Source organism: Pseudonocardia sp. NPDC049635 (assembly GCF_040659795.1).
Taxonomy (GTDB): domain Bacteria; phylum Actinomycetota; class Actinomycetes; order Mycobacteriales; family Pseudonocardiaceae; genus Pseudonocardia.
Genome location: NZ_JBFAON010000003.1, coordinates 12110 through 29955 on the forward strand (window position 1 = coordinate 12110; position 17846 = coordinate 29955).

Annotated in this window: 20 protein-coding genes; 9 read left to right on the forward strand and 11 right to left on the reverse strand. The window is 72.8% G+C overall.

From position 1 onward, the window contains the following. Positions 1-3: 3 nt before the first annotated feature. The 5 genes from AB0J24_RS04810 to AB0J24_RS04830 all read right to left on the reverse strand — a co-directional run bounded on the left by AB0J24_RS04810 (position 4) and on the right by AB0J24_RS04830 (position 4441). Complete coding sequence (locus AB0J24_RS04810) at positions 4-774, reverse strand: trans-aconitate 2-methyltransferase (protein ID WP_358675506.1); 771 nt, start codon at positions 772-774, stop codon at positions 4-6. Beyond that, on the reverse strand, positions 771-1286 hold the full coding sequence (locus AB0J24_RS04815) for a hypothetical protein (RefSeq protein WP_358675509.1): 516 nt from the start codon (positions 1284-1286) through the stop codon (positions 771-773). Before AB0J24_RS04815 ends, AB0J24_RS04810 begins: the two co-directional genes overlap by 4 nt. Further along, positions 1283-3148: a DNA primase gene (dnaG, locus tag AB0J24_RS04820; RefSeq protein ID WP_358675512.1), complete on the reverse strand. Its 1866-nt coding sequence runs from the start codon at positions 3146-3148 to the stop codon at positions 1283-1285. Before dnaG ends, AB0J24_RS04815 begins: the two co-directional genes overlap by 4 nt. A 24-nt stretch (positions 3149-3172) precedes the next feature. Next, positions 3173-4114, reverse strand: coding sequence for a DMT family transporter (locus AB0J24_RS04825; protein WP_358675518.1), 942 nt, complete (start codon positions 4112-4114; stop codon positions 3173-3175). Positions 4115-4207: 93 nt separating this feature from the next. After that, positions 4208-4441: a hypothetical protein gene (locus tag AB0J24_RS04830; protein WP_358675520.1), complete on the reverse strand. Its 234-nt coding sequence runs from the start codon at positions 4439-4441 to the stop codon at positions 4208-4210. Between the two features lie 238 nt (positions 4442-4679). Between AB0J24_RS04830 and AB0J24_RS04835 the strand changes: the two genes are divergently transcribed. From AB0J24_RS04835 to AB0J24_RS04855, 5 genes are all read left to right on the forward strand, one after another. Beyond that, a complete protein-coding gene (locus tag AB0J24_RS04835) occupies positions 4680-5027 on the forward strand; it encodes a helix-turn-helix domain-containing protein (protein ID WP_358675523.1) in 348 nt (115 codons plus the stop codon). Positions 5028-5171: 144 nt separating this feature from the next. Next, on the forward strand, positions 5172-5618 hold the full coding sequence (locus tag AB0J24_RS04840; RefSeq protein WP_358675526.1) for an Hsp20/alpha crystallin family protein: 447 nt from the start codon (positions 5172-5174) through the stop codon (positions 5616-5618). A gap of 65 nt (positions 5619-5683) precedes the next feature. Next, complete coding sequence (locus AB0J24_RS04845; protein WP_358675529.1) at positions 5684-5995, forward strand: hypothetical protein; 312 nt, start codon at positions 5684-5686, stop codon at positions 5993-5995. Positions 5996-6156: 161 nt separating this feature from the next. Continuing rightward, on the forward strand, positions 6157-6957 hold the full coding sequence (locus AB0J24_RS04850; RefSeq protein ID WP_358675532.1) for an HNH endonuclease family protein: 801 nt from the start codon (positions 6157-6159) through the stop codon (positions 6955-6957). A gap of 59 nt (positions 6958-7016) precedes the next feature. Next, positions 7017-7730: a TIGR02206 family membrane protein gene (locus AB0J24_RS04855; protein ID WP_358675534.1), complete on the forward strand. Its 714-nt coding sequence runs from the start codon at positions 7017-7019 to the stop codon at positions 7728-7730. Between the two features lie 30 nt (positions 7731-7760). Here AB0J24_RS04855 and AB0J24_RS04860 read toward each other — a convergent pair whose 3' ends face one another. The 3 genes from AB0J24_RS04860 to AB0J24_RS04870 all read right to left on the reverse strand — a co-directional run bounded on the left by AB0J24_RS04860 (position 7761) and on the right by AB0J24_RS04870 (position 10880). Beyond that, a complete protein-coding gene (locus tag AB0J24_RS04860; protein WP_358675536.1) occupies positions 7761-9044 on the reverse strand; it encodes a deoxyguanosinetriphosphate triphosphohydrolase in 1284 nt (427 codons plus the stop codon). 85 nt (positions 9045-9129) lie between these two features. Further along, positions 9130-9747, reverse strand: a complete 618-nt coding sequence (locus AB0J24_RS04865; protein WP_358676424.1) for a YdcF family protein — start codon at positions 9745-9747, stop codon at positions 9130-9132. Between the two features lie 92 nt (positions 9748-9839). After that, on the reverse strand, positions 9840-10880 hold the full coding sequence (locus AB0J24_RS04870) for an XdhC family protein (RefSeq protein ID WP_358675539.1): 1041 nt from the start codon (positions 10878-10880) through the stop codon (positions 9840-9842). Between the two features lie 316 nt (positions 10881-11196). On the opposite strand from AB0J24_RS04870, the gene AB0J24_RS04875 reads away from it, so the two are divergent. Continuing rightward, the gene (locus tag AB0J24_RS04875) at positions 11197-12612 is read left to right on the forward strand and encodes a hemolysin family protein (RefSeq protein WP_358675542.1); all 1416 of its coding nucleotides are present in this window, start codon (positions 11197-11199) and stop codon (positions 12610-12612) included. Beyond that, positions 12609-13598 (forward strand): hemolysin family protein, encoded by a 990-nt coding sequence (locus tag AB0J24_RS04880; protein ID WP_358675545.1) that lies wholly within the window; start codon positions 12609-12611, stop codon positions 13596-13598. The genes AB0J24_RS04875 and AB0J24_RS04880 overlap by 4 nt, the downstream gene beginning before the upstream one ends. A gap of 73 nt (positions 13599-13671) precedes the next feature. Here AB0J24_RS04880 and AB0J24_RS04885 read toward each other — a convergent pair whose 3' ends face one another. Together AB0J24_RS04885 and AB0J24_RS04890 are read right to left on the reverse strand one after the other, a co-directional pair. Next, positions 13672-15078, reverse strand: a complete 1407-nt coding sequence (locus AB0J24_RS04885) for a glycine--tRNA ligase (protein ID WP_358675548.1) — start codon at positions 15076-15078, stop codon at positions 13672-13674. Positions 15079-15181: 103 nt separating this feature from the next. After that, complete coding sequence (locus AB0J24_RS04890) at positions 15182-15511, reverse strand: antibiotic biosynthesis monooxygenase (RefSeq protein ID WP_358675551.1); 330 nt, start codon at positions 15509-15511, stop codon at positions 15182-15184. 103 nt (positions 15512-15614) lie between these two features. Between AB0J24_RS04890 and AB0J24_RS04895 the strand changes: the two genes are divergently transcribed. Together AB0J24_RS04895 and AB0J24_RS04900 are read left to right on the forward strand one after the other, a co-directional pair. Then, entirely contained in the window at positions 15615-15989 is a 375-nt protein-coding gene (locus tag AB0J24_RS04895) for a metalloregulator ArsR/SmtB family transcription factor (RefSeq protein WP_358675554.1), read from the forward strand. Continuing rightward, positions 15986-16441 carry a Fur family transcriptional regulator gene (locus tag AB0J24_RS04900; RefSeq protein ID WP_358675556.1) on the forward strand — a complete coding sequence of 152 codons (456 nt, stop codon included), beginning with the start codon at positions 15986-15988 and terminating at the stop codon, positions 16439-16441. The genes AB0J24_RS04895 and AB0J24_RS04900 overlap by 4 nt, the downstream gene beginning before the upstream one ends. Before the next feature lie 4 nt (positions 16442-16445). Here AB0J24_RS04900 and AB0J24_RS04905 read toward each other — a convergent pair whose 3' ends face one another. Then, complete coding sequence (locus AB0J24_RS04905) at positions 16446-17801, reverse strand: aminotransferase class V-fold PLP-dependent enzyme (RefSeq protein ID WP_358675559.1); 1356 nt, start codon at positions 17799-17801, stop codon at positions 16446-16448. Between the last annotated feature and the right edge of the window lie 45 nt (positions 17802-17846).

Here is a 17846-nt window from a genome sequence, read left to right on the forward strand (position 1 = left end):
CGCTCACCGCTTGCGGGCGACCGCGAAGACCCGGCGGAACGGGAACCAGGTGTATCCCTCGGCGTCCGGCGGGTAGGCGCCGCGCAGGCGTGGCGCGAGTTCGTCGACGAACGCGGTGTAGCCGCCCTCGTCGAGGGCATCACGGACCGGCCGCAGCGCGGTTCCGGAGATCCAGCGCAGCACCGGATCCTCCCCGTCGAGCCGGTGCAGGTAGGTGGTCTCCCAGACGTCGACGTCGCCACCCGCCGCGGAGAGCAGCTCGGCGTAGCCGCCCGGGTGGAGCACCGTCTCGGTCCCACGCAGCGAGAGGCGGTTCCGCCAGCGCGGCAGCGCCGCCACCTCCCTGGTCAGGGCGTGTGACGGTGCGTCGAAGTTGCCGGGCACCTGCATCGCCAGCCACGCCCCCGGTGCCAGCGCCGTCGTCCAGCGCCGCAACACCTCGGGGTGCCCGGGCACCCATTGCAGAACCGCGTTGGTGATGATCGCGCCGGTGTCCGGCGGTGGGGTCCAGTCCCGCACGTCGGCCCGGGTCGCCACGATCCCGGCGGCACGGGCCGCGGCGACCATCTCCGGCGAGGAGTCGAACGCCTCGACCCGCGCCTCGGGCCAGCGTCCGGCGAGCAGGCCGGTGAGATGCCCGGGTCCGCATCCGGCGTCGACCACCCGGGGCAGCGCCGGGTCCAGCGGTCCGACCCGCGCGAGGAGGTCGCGGAACGGCCGGGAACGGTGGTCGTCGAAGGACCGGTAGAGCCCCGGGTCCCAGGACGGGTTCACGACGTGCCCGGCAGCCGCCGGGCGAGGCCCTCCGCGAGCCGGCGGGCCGCGACCGGGTTGGTGCCGGCGTCCGGACGGACCTGCAGGACGAGCCCGTCCCGCCCGGGCACCTTGCGCTGGAGCACCCAGGCCCCTCCCCCGGGCAGCTCGCGGCGGTTGCGCGTGCGGATGGACTGCGTGACCCGCTCGTGCACCGCCTGCGGCACCTTCCCCGGCTCGGTCAGCCGGTAGCGGATCGGGCGGGCGTCGGCCAGGAGCTCGACGGCGGGGCCGATCTCCTCCGCCACGGTCGGCGTCACCACCAGGGAGGTCTTGTCCCAGGCGGCCTTGGCGATCTCGTGCCACCCGATCCGTTCCCCGGACGGCGGCCACACTCCCCAGGACGTGACCACGAGCGTCCCCCCGCCGGAGACCTCCGCCGTCGCCACGACGGCCTCCTCGGCGGCGAGGTTGTCGGCGATCGCGTCCGGCACCGGATCGCGGCCGAACAGCCGACGCCACAAGCCGGTCACGACGCGACCCCGGCGGCCTGCTCGCGGAGCGCGATCCGGTACTGCTCCAGCGGCACGAGCACGCCGAACAGCTCGTTGTACTCCTCGAAGTCGGTGGTGGCGTTGGTCCGCTGCAGCTGCGACTTCAGGTCGGCGATCTCCCGCTCGACCAGGCCGAGCCGCACACCGGCCAGAACGCCGTTGACGTAACGCACCTCGTCGGTGTTCCGCTTCGGCAACTCGAGATCCTCCACCGCCATCTCGCTGACCAGCCGCTTCACGTCGTCGGTGGCCACCTGCGCGACGACGGCGTCGAGCCAGGCCGGGCCGTCCAACCCGGCCTGGACCCCGCCCGCAGCCATGATCGCCCGGTGCACGGCCGCGAACTGCGGGTGCGTGAAACCTGCCTCGGGCAGCTCGTCGAACCCGGGCCCGACGATGCCGGGGATCTGCAGTGCCGCCTTGAGCGCCTCCCGCTGCAGGTGCAGCTGGGCGTCACCGCGACGCGGTGCGGGGGGTGCCTCCCGGCGCCGCGAGCGGCCCTCCACCGGCGCTCCGGCGGTCTCCCGCACCCGCCGGACGACGACGGCGATGTCGTCCCAGCCGACCCAGCCGGCGAGCCGGCGGGCGTACTCGTCGCGCAGGTCCTCCCGTTTGATCCGGGCGACCAGCGGGACCGTGCGCTGCAGCGCGGCCACCCGGCCCTCGGCCGAGCCCAGGTCGTGCGTGCGGAGCTCGGTGCGGATCGCGAACTCGAACAGCGGCTCGCGCCGCGCGACGAGGTCCCTGACCGCGGCGTCACCGTGGTTGTTACGCAGGTCGCACGGGTCCTGACCGTCGGGCGCGACGGCCACGAACGTCTGCGCGGCGAAGCTCTGGTCACCTTCGAACGCCTTCATCGCGGCGCTCTGGCCGGCCGCGTCGCCGTCGAAGGTGTAGATGACCTCGCCGCGGTCGAACGAGTCGTCGCCGATCAGCCTGCGGATGACCGAGACGTGCTCGGACCCGAACGCCGTCCCGCAGGACGCGACGGCGGTCGGCACTCCGGCCAGGTGCATCGCCATCACGTCGGTGTACCCCTCGACGACGACGACCTGCCGCGACCTCGCGATCTCCCGTTTGGCCTGGTCCAGGCCGAACAGCACGTGCGTCTTGCGGTAGACGGGTGTCTCGGAGGTGTTGAGGTACTTGGCCTCGATGCCGTCGTCGTCGAACAACCGGCGCGCGCCGAAACCCACCACGTCGCCACCGAGGTCACGGATCGGCCAGAGCAGCCGCCGGTGGAACCGGTCGATCGCGCCGCGCCTGCCCTCCTTGGAGATCCCGGACTTGATCAGCTCGTCGAGCTGGAAACCCTGCCCGAGCAGGTGCTTGGTGACGGTGTCCCAACCGGCCGGGGCGTAACCGCAGCCGAACTTCTCGGCCGCGGCGTCGTCGAACCCGCGCTCGGCCAGGAACTGCACGGCGGGCCGGCCGGCCGGGGTGCGCAGCTGCTCGGCGTAGAACTCCGCCGCCTTCTTGTTGATCTCCAGCAGGCGACTGCGGGTGCCCCGGTCGCGCTGCACCGACGAACCGCCACCCTCGTAGGTGAGCCGGACGCCGCACCGGTCGGCGAGCCGCTCGACGGCCTCGGGGAAGCCGACCATCTCCATCTTCATGACGAAGTCGATGACGCTGCCGTGCTCACCGCAGCCGAAGCAGTGGAAGGTGCCGTGCGAGGGCCGGACGGTGAACGATGGCGACTTCTCGTCGTGGAACGGGCACAAGCCCTTCAGCGACCCCGCCCCGGCGCGGCGCAGCGCGACGTACTCCTCGACGATCTCCTCGATCCGCGTGCGGTTGCGGACCTCGGTGATGTCTGAGTCCCGGATCCGTCCCGCCACGGGGCCGATTCTAGGCGCGGCGGGTCAACGCCGTCCGACCGCGGCCCCCGCCGGCGCCGCCCCGGCGTTGTCCCCGGGCCGGTCGCGACGACCCCACCTGCCGGGGAGTCTGCCGATCCCGACGAACATCCCGACCAGTGCGATCGCCAGGCCGAGCACGGCCTGCAGGGTGAGCGGCTCGCCGAGCACCGGTACGGCGGTGAGCGCCGTCGTCGCGGGCACCAGGTTCAACAGCGACGACACGTAGACCGTCGACCGCCATCGCAACAGCAGGAACATCAGCACGAACGCGCCCGCCGAGTTGACCACCCCGAGCCAGCCGACGGCCAGCCAGCCGCCCGACGTCGGCGGCAGCCAGGCGACTCCGAGGAAGGGGAACACCGCCAGCGTGGCGACCAGCGACGTCGCCATCTGCACGACGACGCTGGTCACGACGGGGGTGCGGTCGTTGAACCGCTTCTGGTAGAGGGTCCCGGCGGCCAGCGCGAGCATGCCGAGCACCGGGAACACGACGTTGCCACCGAGACCGCCGCTCAGGTCGTCGGCCAGGACGACGTAGACGCCGGTGGCACCGATCAGCAGCCCGGCCACCGGGGCGACACCGAGCCGGGTCGCGAGCAGCAGCGGCGTGAGCAGCCCGACCAGCAGCGGCGCCATGCCGAGGATCAGGCTGGAGAGGCCGGCGGGCACCCCCGAGGCGAGCCCGGAGTAGACGAACGAGAACTGGCCGACCTGCAGCAGCAGAGCGGTGACCGCCAGGTGCAGCCAGGCTCGCCCGACCGGGAGCGAAGGCCGCAGCACCGTGGCAGCGGCGAGCATCACGGCCAGCGCGATCACGAAGCGCCACAGCAGGACCGCAGGAACCTCAAGGTGATTGGTCGCGATCTTGCCCGCGATGAACCCGGATGCCCAGAGCGGGACGAACAGCACACTCAGTACGGGCACCAGCCAGCGGGATCCGACCACGGACCCACCTCATCGTGCGCCCGCCGAGGTGGCAAGCACAAGCGATCCGGACCGCACCCGCACCGGCTGCCGGCCGCGAACCGCCCGCAGGGTTCAGGACGCCCCGACCCGCCGGTCGTCGCGCGAGCGGTCCCGGCGAGCAGCCGCCCACTCGTCGTACATGCTCAGCACGGCGGTCGCGAGCGGGATCAGCAGCAGCGCCCCCACGACCCACACGAGGTCGTCTCCACGGTCGATCCACTCGACCGTGGGCGCTGCACCGACGATCCACAGCACCCCGACCGCGGTGGCCAGGAGCAGCACCCCTGGCATCACCGCCCGCAACATCCTCTCCAACCTCCTCCTCTCACTTCCCCCACCAGTGCGCCAGGGCCGCCAGGGCTGCCAGGGCTGCCGGCGCCGTTCACAGCGTCGGTACCGGTCGCACCGTCGGCCAGGAGATCGCGCGGCGGGCGGCCGACCCGCCGGCCACGACGATCGCTACGTATTATCTACAGTTGTAGACGTAGATTTATGTCCTCGGCAACGTGACCATTGCTGCCGACCGGTACGAGAGGACACGCGCATGGGACTGGACCGACTCGACGATCCGGACTACCCGTCGATCGCGATGGGCGAGGCCGCCCACGTCCTCGACGTCGAACCGGCGTTCCTGCGGAGTCTCGACAGCGCGGGCATCGTGACCCCGCACCGCTCGGCCGGTGGCCACCGCCGCTACTCCCGTCGTCAGCTCGAGCACGCCGCCCGGCTGCGGGAACTGCTGGACGACGGCCACTCGCTGGAATCGGCGTCCTGCATCGACCAGCTCCGCTCCGACCTGTCGACGAGCGAGTCCCGACTGCTGGAGGCATACGCCGAGGTGGACCGACTCCGGCGCGAGATCGACGACCTCAGCCGTCACCCGAAAGTCTGACCGACACCCTTGACAACCAGAATTCTCTAGTGCACACTGCAGGTATTCGGAGGGAACGACCTCCGGACGACAGATACGACGAGATGAGACAGCTGGCCGGAGCGGCGGTTGTGCTGACCGGCCGCTGGGAAGGGGTGGTTCGACATGCTGATGCGGACTGATCCGTTCCGCGCACTGGACCGGCTGGCCGCGCAGGCCTTCGAGTCGGGCGGGACGTGGTCCCGGCCGGCCGCGATGCCGATGGACGCCTGGCGTCACGGCGACGAGTTCGTGGTCGAGTTCGATCTTCCCGGTATCGACCCCGACGCGGTGGAGCTGTCGGTCGAGCGCAACACGCTGACCGTCAAGGCCGAGCGCCGTCCGAGCCATGCCGGCACCACTGACGGGATCGAGTGGGTCGCCTCCGAGCGTGCCTACGGTGTCTACTCGCGCCAGCTGTTCCTTGGCGACAACCTCGACACCAACGCGATCCACGCCTCGTACGAGGCCGGCGTGCTGCGCATCCGGATCCCGGTCGCCGAGTCGGCGAAGCCGCGCTCGATCACGATCGAGTCCGGGCACTCAACCGACCGCACCCAGATCAACGCCTGATCCGGGTACAGCTCGCTCCGTCCGAGGACGGAGCGAGTGACCGGACCGCGAGGGAGGTGGTAGCGGTGACCGCCGATCCCGCACCGATGCTCACGGCGCTCCCGGCACCTGCCGACGCCGAGGGCATCGGCCCCCGGGTCGACGCGGTCTTCGAGGAGAAGTTCCTGGCGATCGTCGCCGCATCCGGTCCGTGGCCCGCGCTCGGCGCCCCGCTGCGCGCCACCGGGCGACAGGGTCGTCCGGTCACCGTCGGTGTCCGGCGCCCGGACCGGCAGCGGCACCGTCGCGGCCGGTCCGCCGAGCGACGGCGGCCGGTCGGCGGCAGGCGCCGGATCCGCCCCGACCAGCGTTCTCCTCCGTCGACCCGCGTCCCCTGACCACCACCGCCCGGGCGGGTCCCTCCGGTGACCCGCCCGGGCCCGATTCGTCGTACCGTCCTCGGAGTGCCGACCCGCGATCGGGCGGGCCTGGCACCAGGTGACCAACCTCCCGGCGTGTCCGGCACGGTTCCCACGTTCGCGATCGCGATCATCGTCGGGTGCGTGCTCGTGTGGATGTCGTCGCGGTCATGGCGGCGGTACTGGTGCTGGCCGGGTGTGGTGCCCCCGGATCGTTCGTCGACGTGTGGGCTGCCGGCCCCGGCTCGGCGACGGGCGATACCGAGATCGTGGAGTCCGGGTTCACCCCGGGGGAAGGCCCCGGCGTCGGTGAACCGGCCGACCCGGCAGCGGGGAACGCGGTCGCGGTTCTCGGGACCCTCGAGGTCAAAGGACGCGCGCCGAAGACCGGGTACGCCCGCACCGAGTTCGGCCGCCGCTGGGCCGACATCGACCGGGACGGTTGCGACCAGCGCAACCAGGTACTGGCCCGGGACATGGAGCGCGAGGTCTTCAAGGCGGGCACGCACGACTGCGTCGTGCTGACCGGCACCCTGCGCGACGCCTACACGGGACGGACGATCTCGTTCACCCGCGGCCAGGGCACCAGCGAACGGGTACAGATCGACCACGTCGTCGCGCTGTCGGACGCCTGGCAGAAGGGTGCCCAGCAACTCGACGCCACGACGCGCGAGCAGATCGGCAACGACCCGCTGAACCTGATCGCCGTCGACGGCCCGACGAACAGCCGCAAGGGCGACGGGGACGCCGCCACCTGGCTTCCGCCGGACACCGGCTACCGGTGCGCCTACGTCGCGCGGCAGGTCGCGGTGAAGGCCAAGTACGACCTGTGGGTCACCGCCGCCGAACGCGACGCGATCGCCCGGGTGCTGGGCAGCTGCCCGGACCGGTCGGTCCCGACCGACGACGACGCGCTGCTCCCGGCGATCAGCCTCCGCTAGCCGGCTGCGACGTCCGGCCCCGGTGGCGGCGCGGGGCGGGCACCGGTAGAAGCGGGGACGTGCAGCCGGACGACGACGTCTTCGTGCCCTACGGCACGACACACTGGACGGCGCTGGCGATCGGCGCGGTCGTCGCCGTGCTGCTCGTGCTCGCCGGGCGGCGGATGCGCGGCACCGCGGCCCAGATCGCGACCGGCCGCGTGTTCGCTCTGGTGATCGTCGCGTTCCAGGTGTCGATGCAGGTGCGGCGATTGCTCCCGGAGAACTGGGACGTCCATACGTCCCTGCCGCTGCAGCTCAGCGACCTGAGCTGGATGGCCGCGGCGTACGCGCTGTGGACGCACCGGTGGTGGGCGTGTGCGCTCACCTACTACTGGGGGCTGACGCTCACCCCGCAGGCCGTGCTCACCCCGGCGCTGGACGCGCCGGACTTCCCGCGCATCGAGTTCCTGGACTTCTGGGCGCTGCACCTGTTCGTGACCTGGGCCGCCCTCTACTTGACCTGGGGGGTCGGGATCCGGCCGACCTGGCGCGGCATGCGGGTGACGATCGCGGCGACCGTCGGCTGGGCGGTCGTGGCGTTCACCGTCAACTCGTCGCTGGGCACCAACTACGGCTTCCTCAACCACAAGCCGTCGAACCCGTCGCTGCTGGATCTGCTGGGTCCATGGCCGTGGTACCTGCTCGTCGAGTTCGCGCTCGTCGTGGCCGGTTGGTGGCTGATCACCCGGCCGTGGACGCGCACCCCCGAGCGCACCGAGAGCGGCGCCTGACCGCACGGCGGCCGACCGGGGTGGGGCCGTTCAACCGCCGCGCACCAGCGACCGGTGCCACGCCACCGCCTGCGGGTCGGTGAGCAGCGCGACCTGGTCGATCACCACGCGCAACCGGGCCCGGTCGTCCGGCGCGGCGACCCACTCCTCGGTGCGGACCGGGTCGAGACCGTCCGGGCCCCGCCCGGCGAGGGTCGCGACGAGCTCGTGCAGCAGCTCGCGCTGCCGCGCCTGCATCGCCAGCCGCTGCGGGTCGCTCATCACGTAACGGGTGGCGAGCTCCTTGAGCAGCACCACCTCGGCCTGTGCCTCGATCGGGACGACGAGATCGGCGCGGTGGCGGGCGAGCGGTGCGTCACCGTACGCGTCGAGGGTGGCGTCGGTCGCGGCGAGCGCGAACCGGCCGACGAGCTCGCTGGTCAGCCGCTTCATCGCGACCAGGTCGTCGCTCCCTGCGGTGCGCACGTCGAGGCCGTGCACCGCGCGGACCACCGGCAGCGCGTCCAGCTGCGCGGCGGCCTCGGCGCAGGCACCGGCGTCGGTCCCGAAGCGGCGTGCGGCGTCCGCGGCGAGCGCCTCGCGTTCGGACCGCGAGGAGAGGACGGCCAGGTCCATCCGGCCGGCCAGCACCGCGTCCTCGACGTCGTGCACCGAGTAGGCGACGTCGTCGGCCCAGTCCATGACCTGCGCCTCCATGCAGCGCACACCGGGCCGGGCCCCGATCCGTACCCATTCCAGGGCGGGGAGGTCGTCGGCGTAGGCGCCGAACTTGCGTTCGGCGCCGCGCCGGGGCCACGGGTACTTCGTCGCGGCGTCCAGGGTCGCCCTGGTCAGGTTGAGCCCGCCGGGGCCGCGCCCGTCGGTGGACCGCGCCTTCGGTTCCAGACGGGTCACGATCCGCAGGGTCTGGGCGTTGCCCTCGAACCCGCCGCAGCCGGCGCCGGCCTCGTCCAGTGCACGCTCACCGTTGTGCCCGAACGGCGGGTGGCCGATGTCGTGGGCCAGCCCGGCCGCGTCGACGATGTCGGGATCCAGGCCGAGTTCCTCGGCGATGCCACGGCCGATCTGGGCGACCTCCAGCGAGTGCGTCAGCCGGGTCCGCGGGATGCCGGTGACCTCGGCGCCCTCGCCGGGCCCGACGACCTGCGTCTTCCCGGCGAGCCGGCGCAGCGCGGCCGAGTGCAGCACCCGCGCCCGGTCCCGGGAGAACGGGCTGCGCCGCTCCACCCGGCCGCGCTCCCCCAGGCCGGACCCCTTGGGCGGCTCGGGATGCCGCCGCTCCGCGTCGGCCGGGGTGTATCCGGCCGAGGGCACGGCGCAGGACCGGGGGCCGATGTGGAGCCCCGACGGTACCGGGGGCACCGCAGGCGCTGTGGGCTCTGCCGGACCGGACACGACGTCAGCCCTGACCGGAGCTCGCGGTGTCGACCGAGGCGTGGGTGAGTGCGTAGAACAGCAGCGCCCCGGTCTCCCGGTAGATGTAGCGCAGCTGGGTCTCCCGGGTCTGCACGATCGGACCGCTGCGGGTCGGTGACGTCCAGGCCTCCAGCCCGGCGTCCCGCGCCATCGTGCGCGCCCGGAGGCTGTGCCACGGGTCGGAGACCAGCAACGCCGACGACCAGCCCTGCGCCCGGGCGTTCGCGGCGACCGCCTGCAGGCTGCCGAGGGTGTCGGCACCTTCCGGCACCGCCTCCACCGCGGACGCCGGGACCCCGCGGGCGAGCAGCCAGTCCCGGCTGGCCTCGGCCTCGGTGTGGCGGTCACCGGTGCGCCCACCGCCGACCGTGACGATCCGCGGGGCGACCCCGTCGGCGTAGAGCTGGGCGGCGTGCCGCAGCCGGGCCGCGAGCACCGCGCTCGGCTCGCCGTTGTACTGGGCCGCCCCGAGCACCACGACCGCGTCCACCGGGCGCTGGTCGTCCACCCGGGCGACCTGCCAGACCCGCAGCGCGGTCACCCCCACCACGGCGAGCAGCATCACCAGCCCACCGACGAGCAGCCGGCCGCCCCAGGTCATCCCGGACCGGACCGGGCCGCGGGCCGGGGGGTGCGCCTGCTCCGGTGCGACCGGGGCCGGGCCGCCGAGGCCGCGGCGGGACGAGGCCGCGCTCATCCGCCGATCCGCCCGGTCGAGGACGCCAGGGCCGACGCCGACCGTCCGGCCCGCAGCGCGATCACCTGCGCGACGATCGACACCGCGGTCTCGGCCGGTGTCCGGGCGCCCAGGTCGAGCCCGACCGGGCCGTGGATCGCGGCGAGCCCGTCCTCCCCGACGCCTGCTGCGGCCAGCCGTTCCCGGCGGGCGGACTGGGTGCGGCGGGACCCGAGCGCGCCGAGGAAGCCGCGGCCGTGCGCCAGGCCCTCGACCAGGATGACGTCGAACGCCGGTGAGTGGTCGAGCAGCACCAGCACGTCGGCGTCGGTGAAGGCGGCCACGGCCGACCGCGCCTCGTCCACCGTGGTGACGGTGCGCGCGGACCAGCCGAGCAACCCGGCCTGTGCGTGCAGCGCGGCACCGAGCGCTCCCTCGCCGACCACCAGTACCGAGGGCACCGGGACCCAGATGTCGATCAGCACCGGGGTGCCCGCGGCGTCGATCTGCGCGGTGGCCGTGGCACCGCGGCGCAGCAGCCCGCGGGCCGCCTCGGTGGCCGCCTCGGTGACTGCGCCGGTGCCCAGCGAGCCGTGCCCGGTGGTGAGGTCGGGCCCGGTCAGCACCAGCGCCGAGGTGCCGTCCACGGTGGACAGCAGGGCGGCGGGGCGGGCCTCCTCGAGCGCCTCGCCGAGTGCCGCGGCAGGACCGGCGGCCAGCGGATGCCCGACCAGCGTCGCGCCTCCGGCGCAGGCCAGCCCGGCTGCCACCGCGGAGGACTCGGCGACCTGCGCCTCCCGGACCGCCGTCGCGCCGGCGGCGGCCTCGACCGCGAGCGGTCGCGCGGCGTCGTCGAGCGCACCGAGATAGAGCCGGCCGCGCATCTCACCGTCCGGGGTGCCGGCCAGCAGCTGCCCGGCCTCCACCGAGCCGAAGCCGTGCCGGTCCAGGACCCGGACCACACCGATGCCCGCGGCCGGCCCCGCCGCCCAGCGGCGCAGGGCGGTACCGAGCGCACGACGCGGATCGACGGGGGGCTGGGACGAACCGGTGCTCACGAGCGCCAGGGTAGCGACGGGGACCGGCGAATTCCCGGGGGCGCGGCGGCCGGCCGGGCGCGTGCACCTCGCCCCAGCCCGGGGACCGGGGATCACGGATCGGCGACACGTGAGGTGCCCAACACGACGGATGCGTGCCGGAACCGTACTATTCCGTCACGCGTTCACGCGTGGACGACACATCCGATCGCGAGTCAGGAGTCATGGACCCCAGCGACAGTCCCGGCGCCGTCCGGCAGCAACCCGGACGGCGACCCCGCATCGCCCTCGTTCCCGCCCGTACCCACGGGCCCGACCGCCGGGCGGTGACGCTCCGGTGATCGGCACGATCCTCGGAATCCTGCTCGGCATCCTGGTGGTCCTCGTGATCACCGCGTTCACCGGCTACTTCGTGGCGCAGGAGTTCGGCTACATGGCCGTCGACCGCTCCCGGCTCAAGGCCAGGGCGGCAGCCGGCGACAGCGGAGCCGCACGAGCGCTCGACATCACCCGCCGCACCTCGTTCATGTTGTCGGGCGCCCAGCTCGGCATCACCGTCACCGGCCTGCTGGTCGGTTACGTCGCCGAGCCCCTGATCGGCAACGGCATCGCCGAACTGCTCGGCGTGGTGAACGTGCCGAGCGGCATCGGCCTCGCGATCGGCATCACGTTCGCGCTGCTGCTCTCGACGGTCATCCAGATGGTCTTCGGGGAGCTCTTCCCGAAGAACCTGGCGATCGCCCGCCCCGAGCCGGTCGCGCTCTGGCTGGCCTGGTCCACCAAGATCTATCTGGCCGTCTTCGGCTGGATCATCAAGCTGTTCGACGCCGCGTCGAACCTGCTGCTGCGGGCGCTGCGGATCGAGCCGGTGCACGACGTCGAGCACTCGGCCACCCCGCGTGACCTCGAGGCGATCATCGACGACTCGCGCGACTCGGGTGATCTCGCGCCGGACTTCGCGGTCCTGCTGGACCGGGTCGTCGACTTCACCGACCGGACGGCGCGGGCGGCGATGATCCCCCGCCCGCGGGTGTCCTGGGTGCGCGACGACGCGACCGTCGAGAGCCTGATCGGGCAGATGGCCGTGGAGCACTCCCGGTACCCGGTGCTGGGCACACCGCCGGACGCGGCCGACCCGGACAACGCCATGGAGCTGGTCGGCGTCGTCTGTCTCAAGGACGTCCTGGCCCTGTCCGAGCGGACCGACCTGGGCGGTCGCTCCGCCGGGGAGGTGCGGGTGTCGGAGCTGATGCGCGCGCCGGTTCTGGTGCCCTCCTCGCTGCCGCTGCCCCAGGTCATGACCCGGTTGCGCGAAGAGGGCGAGGAGATGGCCTGCGTGCTCGACGAGTACGGCGGCCTGGCCGGTGTCATCACCGTCGAGGACGTGGCCGAGGAGCTCGTCGGCGAGATCACCGACGAGCACGACCAGGACGGCACCGACCAGGCCCTGCAGGCCGAGGACGGTTGGGTGGTGCCGGGTGACCGGCACGTCGACGAGGTCGGCAGGCTCATCGACGCCGAGCTGCCCGAGGGCGACTACCAGACCGTCGGCGGCCTGGTGATGGCCGAGCTGCAGCGGTTGCCCGAGCCGGGCGACGAGATCGTGGTGGCCATCCCGGCGGAGGACCCGGACGAGCCGGACCGCCGCCTGCGGATCCGCGTCCAGGAGGTGAACCGGCGGGTCCCGTCCGCGGTGCACCTCGTGTGGGGCGAACCGGCCGGTTCCGACGACGAGCAGGAGGTGCGGGCATGAGCGTGACCTCGATCGTCGTGTCCATCGCCCTCGTGGGGCTGAGCGCGTTCTTCGTGGCCATCGAGTTCGCACTGGTCGCCGCGCGCAACTACCGGCTGGAGGAGGCCGCCCAGACCTCGGCGTCCGCGCGGGCCGCGCTGCGCAGCGCCAAGGACCTGTCGCTGCTGCTGGCCGGCTCGCAGCTGGGCATCACGCTGTGCACGCTGGGGCTCGGTGCGGTCGCGAAGCCGGCCGTCGACTACGCCCTGCGGCCGGTGCTGGAGGGCTGGGGGCTGGCGTCGGGCATCGCCGCGGTGACCTCGTTCGTCCTGTCGCTGATCGTGGTCACCTTCATCCACCTGGTGGTGGGTGAGATGGCCCCGAAGTCCTGGGCGATCTCGCACCCGGAGCGCTCGGCGATCCTGCTCGCCATCCCGATGCGCGGGTTCATGGTGCTGACCCGGCCGTTGCTGGTCGTGCTCAACGGTTTCGCCAACCGCTGCCTGCACGCGGTCGGCGTCGAGCCGGTCGACGAGATGGCTTCCGGCCGCAACGCCGACGACCTCCGTGAGCTGGTCGACCACTCGGCGAAGACCGGCGCGCTGGACAAGGAGCGGCGCGACCAGCTCGTCACCGCGCTCGAGTTGGAGCGGACCCCGCTGAGCGAGCTGGCACACGAGCCGTCCGGGGTCGATGCCGACGACGACGTCGCGACCGTGCAGGAAACCGCCCGGCGGACCGGGCACCTGCGGCTCATCGTGCGCGACGGCGACACACCGGTCGGGTACGTGCACGTCCGGGACACCCTGACCCGGGAGCCGAACACCCCGGCACGGGAGCTGATGCGTCCGGTGCTGACGCTGCCGGCGGACACCCGCTACAACACCGCGGTGAACACGATGCGCGAGCAGCGTGCACACCTGGCCCTGGTGGAGTCCGAGAGCGGACTGGTCGGCATCATCACGCTCTCCGACCTGGTGGAGCGGTTGCTGCCCGCCCCGGCCTAGGCACCCGCGCCAGGCGACACGGACCGGCCCCCGCCCGATTCCTCGGGCGGGGGCCGGTCCGTCGTGTGCGCCCTCAGCAGCCGAGCAGGCGGGTGGCCAGGTAGGTCTCGACCTGGTCCAGCGCGACCCGCTCCTGGGCCATGGTGTCGCGTTCCCGGATGGTGACGGCCTGGTCGGTGAGGGTGTCGAAGTCGACCGTGATGCAGAACGGCGTACCGATCTCGTCCTGCCGGCGGTACCGGCGACCGATGGCACCGGCGTCGTCGAAGTCGACGTTCCAGTTCCGCCGCAGGCTCGCGGCGAGGTCACGCGCCTTGGGCGACAGCTCCGCGTTGCGCGACAGCGGCAGCACCGCGGCCTTCACCGGGGCCAGCCTGCGGTCCAGCTTCAGCACGACCCGCTTGTCGACGCCGCCCTTGGCGTTCGGCGCCTCGTCCTCGGCGTAGGCCTCGATCAGGAACGCCATCATCGACCGCCCCACGCCGGCCGCGGGCTCGATGACGTACGGCCGGTACCGGGTGTCGCTGGCCTGGTCGTAGAACGACAGGTCCACGCCGGAGTGGTTGGAGTGCGTGGTCAGGTCGAAGTCGGTGCGGTTCGCGATGCCCTCGAGCTCGCCCCACTCCTGACCGGCGAAGTTGAACTTGTACTCGATGTCGACGGTGCGCTTCGAGTAGTGGGAGAGCTTCTCCTTCGGATGCTCGTAGTGCCGCAGGTTCGCCGGGTCGATACCCAGGTCGGTGTACCAGCGGGTGCGCTCGTCGATCCAGTACTGGTGCAGCTCCTCGTCGCTGCCCGGCTCGACGAAGTACTCCATCTCCATCTGCTCGAACTCGCGGGTGCGGAAGATGAAGTTGCCGGGCGTGATCTCGTTGCGGAAGCTCTTGCCGATCTGGCCGATGCCGAACGGCGGCTTCTTGCGCGAGGTCGTCTGTACGTTGAGGAAGTTCACGAAGATGCCCTGCGCGGTCTCCGGGCGCAGGTAGGCCATGCCCTCCTCGGACTCCACCGGCCCGAGGAAGGTCTTGAGCATCATGTTGAACTCGCGCGGAGCGGTGTACTGGCCACGGGTCCCGCAGTTCGGGCAGGGCACCTCGGAGAGGTCGTTCTGGTCGGCCTGCTCGGGGTCGCGCCCCTTGCGCTCGGCGAACTCCTCGGCCAGCTGGTCGGCGCGGTAGCGCTTGTGGCACGAGGTGCACTCGACCAGCGGGTCGGTGAAGGCGTTGACGTGGCCGGAGGCGACCCAGGTCTGGCGCGGCAGGATCACCGACGAGTCGAGGCCCACGACGTCGTCGCGGCCGGTGACCATCGTCTTCCACCACTGCCGCTTGATGTTGTCCTTGAGCTCCACGCCGAGCGGGCCGTAGTCCCACGCCGACCGGGTACCGCCGTAGATCTCACCGGAGGCGAAGACGAATCCGCGGCGCTTGGTCAGCGCGACGATGGTCTCGATCTTGGCGGAGGTCGGCTTGCTGGCCACTGGCGGTACTCCAGGTCCGGGATTCGGGAATGCCACCCGCGCAGTCGCAAGGTGGGTTCTACAGATTACCGACCCGGTGTGACCCGGGTCCGCCCGCCCGGGCTCAGCTGAGCAGCGACGGGTGCCGGGCGGCGGAACCACCGGCGGTCACCGTCAGCAGGGTCTCGTGCGTCGACTCCGTGGTGGTGTCGGCCTCGGCCAGCAACGGGTGCACGTGCTCGCGCACCGGGAACGGCCCGAGCGCCCGCCGGTAGGCGTCGACCGAATCGAAACGGACCGTCATCACCCACTGTTCCGGGGCCTCGATCGCCCGGCCCGCCTCCCCGCCCCGGCAGCCCGGCTGGGCGGCGAGTAGTTCCAGCGCACGGGCGGCACGGTCGGTGAATCCGGGGGCCTCGTCGGGCGACACGGTGAACCGGCAGACCAGGAGCACGACGCGACGATAACGAACACGCCTACCATGTCAGGTGCGGCCGGCTGCGCTCGATCAGCGCCGGAGGTGTGGCCGCAGCCTCCGGGGACGGGACGGAACCACGATGTCTGCCGCAGCGGAGACCACCCGGGCCCCGGAGTCGGGTGAGCACGCCGAGGAGCACCACCCCGCGCCCGCACCCGGCCCGGTCCGTGACCCGCGCACCCTGGCGGCGGCAGGGGACCTGCTGCGCGCGCTGGCCGCGCCGGTCCGGATCGCGATCGTCCTGCAGCTCCTGGAGCACGCGCGGTGCGTGCACGACCTGGTGGACGCGCTCGGCGTCACCCAGCCGTTGATCAGCCAGCACCTGCGGGTACTCAAGTCGGCCGGCGTGGTCGCAGGTGAACGCAAGGGGCGTGAGGTGCTCTACTCCCTGGTCGACGACCATCTCGCCCACATCGTGGTGGACGCGGTGGCGCACGTGGAGGAGGGTTCGTGAGCGATCAGGCGGTGCAGGGCACGACCGAGCGGACCGCACGCTCGACGGCCGGGCCGCGCGGTATCCGGGCGACCCGGCAGCGGGCGGCGGTCATCGCGCTGCTCGACCGGATCGAGGACTTCCGGTCCGCGCAGGAGATCCACGAGGAGCTCCGCCGCGCCGGGGAGGGCATCGGGCTGACGACGGTCTACCGCACCCTGCAGACCCTCGCCGACGGCGGCGAGGTCGACGTGCTGCGGACGGGTTCCGGTGAGGCCGTCTACCGGCGCTGTGCCAGCGAGCACCACCACCATCACCTGGTCTGCCGGCGGTGCGGGGCCGCGGTGGAGATCGAGGGGCCGGCCGTCGAGTCCTGGGCGCAGGCCGTCGCCGAGCAGCACGGCTTCACCGACCTGTCGCACACCCTGGAGATCTTCGGGCTGTGCCGGTCGTGTTCGACCGCCCACGGCTGATCCTTCAGCGGTCGCAACCCGGGAGGCCTGGCCGCTCCCCCAGCCCGAACGGGTCCAGCGGGCGCGGGTCCGGGGTGGGTGCCCAACGGCCGTCGACGATCGCGTAGGTCCACCGCGGGCCGCTGCCGGCCAGCGTGCCGAGCGCCTCCACCAGCCGGTCGACGTCGGACTCCGCGGTGCGCAGGCCGAGCGAGACACGGACGGCGTCGTCGCCGGCGTTGCAGCGGTCGAGCAGCGGGTGCGCGCAGAACCTGCCGTCCCGCACCCCGATGCCGTACTCCGCGGACAGCGCCGCAGCGACCAGCCCGGCCGGGAGGTCGCCGAGGGCGAACGACACGGTCGCGGTCCGGTCCGGTGCGTCGTCGAAGATCGACAGCGTGCGCAGGCCGGGCACCGCGGTCAGCCCGGCGTGGAGGCGGGCGGCGAGCGCTCGCTCGTGCGCGGGAACCTCGTCGTCGATCACCCGGTCCAGCTCCCGGCAGGACGCCGCCAGCGCGGCCGCGCCCAGCACGTTCGGTGTGCCGCCCTCGTGCCGCTGCGGCGCCGGGAGCCACCCCACCTCGGCACGGTCACCGCGGACGGCGACCGACCGCACGGCACCGCCCCCGGCCAGGTGCGGCTGCGCCGCGTCCAGCCAGTCAGGACGCCCGACCAGGACACCGGCCCCGAACGGCGCGTAGATCTTGTGCCCGGACAGCGCGAGGTAGTCGGCACCCCAACCGGCCAGGTCCAGCCTGCGGTGCGGGGCGAGCTGCGCGGCGTCCACGCAGACCCGGGCACCGGCGGCGTGCGCGATCGCCACGATCTCGGCGACCGGCAGCATCTCACCGGTCACGTTGGACGCACCGGTGACGGCCACCAGCGCGGTGTCCGGGCGGGCTGCCAGCTCGGCGCGCAGCGCGTCCAGTGTCTCGCCGACCGTCGCCCCGGCCGGGACGACCCGGTGCCCCGAACGCCGCCAGGCCAGCAGCGTCGCGTGGTGCTCCAGGTCCAGGGTGACCGTGGGCCCCGGGACCGCCCCGGCGAGCAGGCCGAGCGCGTCGGTGGTGTTGCGGGTGAACACCACGACGTCGTCGGGCCGGGCGCGGACGAAGCGGGCGACGTCGGCACGCGCGTTCTCCAGCAGCGACGTGCAGACCCTCGAGGTGTAGCCGGCGCCCCGGTGCACGCTCCCGTAGTAGGGCAGCACCTGCTCGACGTGCGCGGCGACCGCGGCGAGGGCCGGGGTCGAGGCGGCGGAGTCGAGGTCGCAGTACCGGATCCGTCCGCCGTCGACCAGCGGCACGGTGAGCTCGGCACCGGCCACCACCGGGAGCTCGACGGCCGGGCGGGTGGTCTCGTGGAACAGGGCAGCGGTCATGTCCGTCCTCCGGATCACAAGGATCCGGGGGCAGCAGAGCTGCGG

What these genes read in the sequence shown, in the direction of transcription:
- AB0J24_RS04880 (WP_358675545.1), top strand. Translation starts at nt 12,609, where the DNA reads ATGAGCGTGACCTCGATCGTCGTGTCCATCGCCCTCGTGGGGCTGAGC.
- AB0J24_RS04830 (WP_358675520.1), bottom strand. Translation starts at nt 4,441, where the DNA reads ATGTTGCGGGCGGTGATGCCAGGGGTGCTGCTCCTGGCCACCGCGGTC.
- AB0J24_RS04835 (WP_358675523.1), top strand. Translation starts at nt 4,680, where the DNA reads ATGGGACTGGACCGACTCGACGATCCGGACTACCCGTCGATCGCGATG.
- AB0J24_RS04905 (WP_358675559.1), bottom strand. Translation starts at nt 17,801, where the DNA reads ATGACCGCTGCCCTGTTCCACGAGACCACCCGCCCGGCCGTCGAGCTC.
- AB0J24_RS04865 (WP_358676424.1), bottom strand. Translation starts at nt 9,747, where the DNA reads ATGACCTGGGGCGGCCGGCTGCTCGTCGGTGGGCTGGTGATGCTGCTC.
- AB0J24_RS04895 (WP_358675554.1), top strand. Translation starts at nt 15,615, where the DNA reads ATGTCTGCCGCAGCGGAGACCACCCGGGCCCCGGAGTCGGGTGAGCAC.
- AB0J24_RS04840 (WP_358675526.1), top strand. Translation starts at nt 5,172, where the DNA reads ATGCTGATGCGGACTGATCCGTTCCGCGCACTGGACCGGCTGGCCGCG.